The organism is Microcystis sp. M53598_WE2 (assembly GCF_030067735.1).
In the GTDB taxonomy this organism is placed as follows: Bacteria; Cyanobacteriota; Cyanobacteriia; order Cyanobacteriales; family Microcystaceae; genus Microcystis; species Microcystis aeruginosa.
This window is the reverse complement of sequence record NZ_JASJFE010000435.1, coordinates 1-3,858: the sequence shown is the minus strand read 5'-3', so window position 1 is coordinate 3,858 and position 3,858 is coordinate 1. Positions and strand designations below refer to the sequence as shown.

The following is a 3,858-nucleotide window of genomic DNA, read 5'->3' as shown; positions in this document are numbered from 1 at the left end:
GCTACTTTTGAGCGTAGTTGCTCTCATCGAATTTTATTTTAAGTTAATTATTTGCATAACAATTCCCGAAGAGCCTCATTTCAGATAAGTCTGATACACTCTAGACCGACAAAACCCTTATGAACTCTGGGATTAATATTCTCCTCAGTACAGGACAAAAAGCTTGAAAAGTAGGCGAGAGTAGTGTTTTATGAGAAATAGAACCAATCTCTAAAACCCTATGAACCAGTATAGCGCCTTAAAGCAAGCCCTTAAACCCCATCTGGCATGGCATGGAGCCAGGCTCTCGTTTCTAGCACTGTTCCTACTAGCCTTAATTAAAGTCAAAACCGTCAATCTGAGCGAGTTAGCAGTAGGATTTGGAGGTAAAGCCCTCAAAGAATCCAACTACAAGAGATTACAACGCTTTTTCCGCAACTTCGAGCTTGATTATTCTGAAATTGCGAAAATTGTCGTGGGTTGGTTGAAGCTCCCCCAGCCTTGGGTGTTGAGTCTTGACCGGACTACCTGGGAGTTGGGCGAGCATTGCTACAACATCCTGACTGTAGGCATAGTCCACGAAGGAGTCGCCATTCCCATCTTGTGGTGGCTGCTCAAGAAAAAGGGAAACTCCAACAGTGATCAGCGTATGCGGTTCATTGAGGCGATCTTCAAAATTTTTCCCACTGCGAGAATTCGTTGTCTGTGTGCTGACCGAGAGTTTATTGGTCAAGCTTGGCTGCGCTATCTTCTGCTCGAACCGTCTCTGTCTTTCCGGTTAAGGATTCGGGCTACCGACAAGATTGAGCGAAATGGAAAAGCCTTGCCAGCCAAAGTCGTCTTCGCCCATCTGGCTATCGGAGAATCTCAGCAATTGCCAGGCGATTGTCGGGTTTGGGGCAATCGGGTCTCCCTCGAAGCCTTGCGTTTGGAGGATGGAGACCTCTTAATAGTCATTGCTCCCCCACATACAGTCGGACTGGTAAGCGATTACGCTCTGCGCTGGGGCATTGAAACCCTTTTTGGCATTTTCAAGACTCGTGGTTTTTGTTTGGAATCGACTCATTTTACTGACCCCGAACGCCTGCGTAAACTTTTTGCTCTGTTGACTTTAGCTTTGGTCTGGTCTCTCAAGACTGGCTTGTGGCTTCATCAACTTCATCCGATTCGGCTCAAAAAACATGGTCGTCGTAGCCAAAGTCTTTTTCGCTTAGGTTTTGACCATCTTCGTCATCTGATTCTTAACCCTTCTTTGCCCAATCATCGGGATTTTCTTCATTCCCTACAATTTTTGTCCTGTACTTAGGTCATTTTCAGGTGAGTGACTGGTTGATTTGATTGTAGCTATTCCGTCGCTATTTCTGAGTTTATTTTTGGTTCTTCGTTACTTGGTATGGTTCAATAGAGTGGCATAAATCGACTAAATCCTTATCTGGCAAGAGTTCTATTGATTAGTTCGTTCTAGATCGAAAACAATTGACAAAAATCGCATCAATGTCCTTCTCTATAAAGGTTTCATCCCTTATAACTCCGTCCATCGCATAGCACCAACCGAAGAACCATATTTTTTACTTCCTCTTAACCAGTACGGAATATGGGGTATAAAATTCCACTACGCAGTTTAAATACCATACAGCTTGAGATGAGACAACAGCCGTGAAATTGATGTCACAGCTAATAAAAAATGGATCAGGATTGCTTTTTATCTCTAGGTTGTTGTTAGGTGATTGCTGACTGATTAATAATGGTTGAATGTTAATCTGCTTTTCCTTTCAGGGAGACGAAATTAGACCTATGGGAATTACTATTGTCACCATTTTGCGGGGGATGAAAAGGATTTCTCACTTCGGGGGGAGTGGGTAAACCCTGTTTCATTTCCGCTACTTTTAAGAGGATCAAATACTCATAAAAAGCTTGCAAAGTACACCAAGCAAACCCAGCCTTACCATCGAGAATTCCCGCCAAGATAAAATACATATAAAACCAACGAAGCAAGGGACGAAAAGGCAATCGTAGAGATAAATCTTTTAAAGCTCTCCGTCTTTCGACTTCGGTTTTACCAAAAAATAATTTTTTCCAACTAACACCACCGTTAGCCAACTGATGTAGGGTTTCTGCCGCTTCATCGGTAGAATAACGATTATGTTTTTCAATCCAACGACTTAAACCTTTACTACAGGTATAGTGGGGATAGGTTTCTTGTAAAAAAGAGGTTTTTCCCAGACATTCTTCCCTTTCCGTGTGACCATAATCGCTAAACCAGACTTGATCTTTTCTAAATAGACGCATTTGATAACGGGGATACTGGGTGCTGCGACGGATCCAAGTTCCCATAAACATAACTCTTTCGGCCACATAAAAACCAGTAAATTCTTTCTGTTGAGTGGCACGTAGACATTCTGCGTAGAGTTGGGGTGTCATCCTTTCATCTGCTTCGAGAATATAAACCCAATCGTATTTAGTCTCGATATTTTCTAACATCCAAGTTCTTTGTTTACCATGACTCTCGAATTGATGCTGAATCACGCGCACTGGATAACGAGAAGCGATCTCTACTGTGCGATCGCTACTGTAGGAGTCAACCACAATCACATCATCGGATAGAAGTGCCGATTCCACACAGGCGGCAATATCAATTTCTTCGTTATGAGTGAGAATGTAAATGGAAAACATAGATATAATATGGTGTTTGATTATACGAAACCTGATCGGGCATTAGTCCTATTGTGTACCGGAAAAAGTGGAATAAAAACCCTTATTATCCAAGAAATTTTCTTAAAACTGCCAGACTGAGCCTATTCTAACCTTGATCGCCATTTTGTCAATATTTCTTAAGTATTACTTGAAAAATTCTTTACCTGAGCTTGCGGCAACCAGCAATGAGCTATTCCCCACCATGAGATAATAGACGGTGCTTTATGTCTCCAGTAATTTTCGATGACTGCTGTTTCCGAGTGTTTTCGTTCTCTCCGTTCCCAGGGGAATTGTGCCTTAATTCCCTTTATTACTGCCGGTGATCCCGATTTATCCACTACTGCCCAAGCTTTACGCATTTTAGACCAGGCAGGGGCCGATCTGATCGAGTTGGGGGTTCCCTATTCCGATCCTCTTGCGGATGGTCCGGTTATTCAAGCGGCGGCCACCCGCGCTTTAAATCGGGGTGTCAAGTTGGAAGATGTGCTAGAAATCGTCAAAAATGCTCAGGGAGAGGTGAAAGCTCCCATTATTCTCTTTACTTACTATAATCCCATCTATCATCGCGGGATAGATGTCTTTTTAGACCAAATAAAAGCGGCCGGGGTGAGTGGTTTGGTGGTTCCCGATTTACCCCTAGAGGAAGCGGAAAGTCTGCTGCAACCGGCTGCCGCTAAGGGAATTGAAGTGATTTTATTGGTAGCGCCTACCAGTCCCCCGGAACGAATACAAGCGATCGCCAGGCAATCCCAAGGTTTTATTTATCTGGTGAGTGTCACGGGAGTGACGGGAATGCGGAAGCAAGTGGCCACCAGAGTGGAGGAATTGCTCGATTCTATCCGTTCTGTCACCGATAAACCCGTGGGGGTAGGATTTGGCATTTCTGAGCCGACACAGGCGCTACAGGTGAAAAACTGGGGTGCTGATGCGGTAATTGTGGGCAGTGCCATGGTTAAACGTTTAGCCGATAATTCCCCCAGCGATGGGTTAAAATCCCTCGAAGAATTCTGTCGCAGTTTAAAACAGGCGATTCAGTAATCGTGGGGGAGCATCTCACTTACGCGATAAGTAATTATACTTAGCCTAAAAGCCACTCTTAATCGTGTCTTGGAACGAAATAGAGGCTTTTAAAGACTGCGTACATGGAGAATTAAAACAAGAATTACCCTCGAAAAGCCTATTTTT

General features: G+C 43.6%; 3 protein-coding genes. 2 read left to right on the top strand and 1 reads right to left on the bottom strand.

The genetic code is table 11. From position 1 onward, the window contains the following. Positions 1–220 precede the first annotated feature (220 nt). Positions 221–1,285 carry an IS4 family transposase gene (locus tag PX636_RS09195; protein WP_288116839.1) on the top strand — a complete coding sequence of 355 codons (1,065 nt, stop codon included), beginning with the start codon at positions 221–223 and terminating at the stop codon, positions 1,283–1,285. A gap of 449 nt (positions 1,286–1,734) precedes the next feature. On the opposite strand, the gene PX636_RS09190 is transcribed toward PX636_RS09195, so the two are convergent. Beyond that, entirely contained in the window at positions 1,735–2,652 is a 918-nt protein-coding gene (locus tag PX636_RS09190) for a glycosyltransferase family 2 protein (RefSeq protein WP_012265331.1), read from the bottom strand. A gap of 264 nt (positions 2,653–2,916) precedes the next feature. Here PX636_RS09190 and trpA point away from each other — a divergent pair, with 264 nt between their 5' ends. Next, positions 2,917–3,711 carry a tryptophan synthase subunit alpha gene (gene trpA / locus PX636_RS09185; protein ID WP_002795714.1) on the top strand — a complete coding sequence of 265 codons (795 nt, stop codon included), beginning with the start codon at positions 2,917–2,919 and terminating at the stop codon, positions 3,709–3,711. The last annotated feature ends 147 nt before the right edge of the window (positions 3,712–3,858 follow it).

Coding starts and splice junctions, on each gene's coding strand:
- trpA (WP_002795714.1), top strand. CDS start 2,917: ATGACTGCTGTTTCCGAGTGTTTTCGTTCTCTCCGTTCCCAGGGGAAT.
- PX636_RS09190 (WP_012265331.1), bottom strand. CDS start 2,652: ATGTTTTCCATTTACATTCTCACTCATAACGAAGAAATTGATATTGCC.
- PX636_RS09195 (WP_288116839.1), top strand. CDS start 221: ATGAACCAGTATAGCGCCTTAAAGCAAGCCCTTAAACCCCATCTGGCA.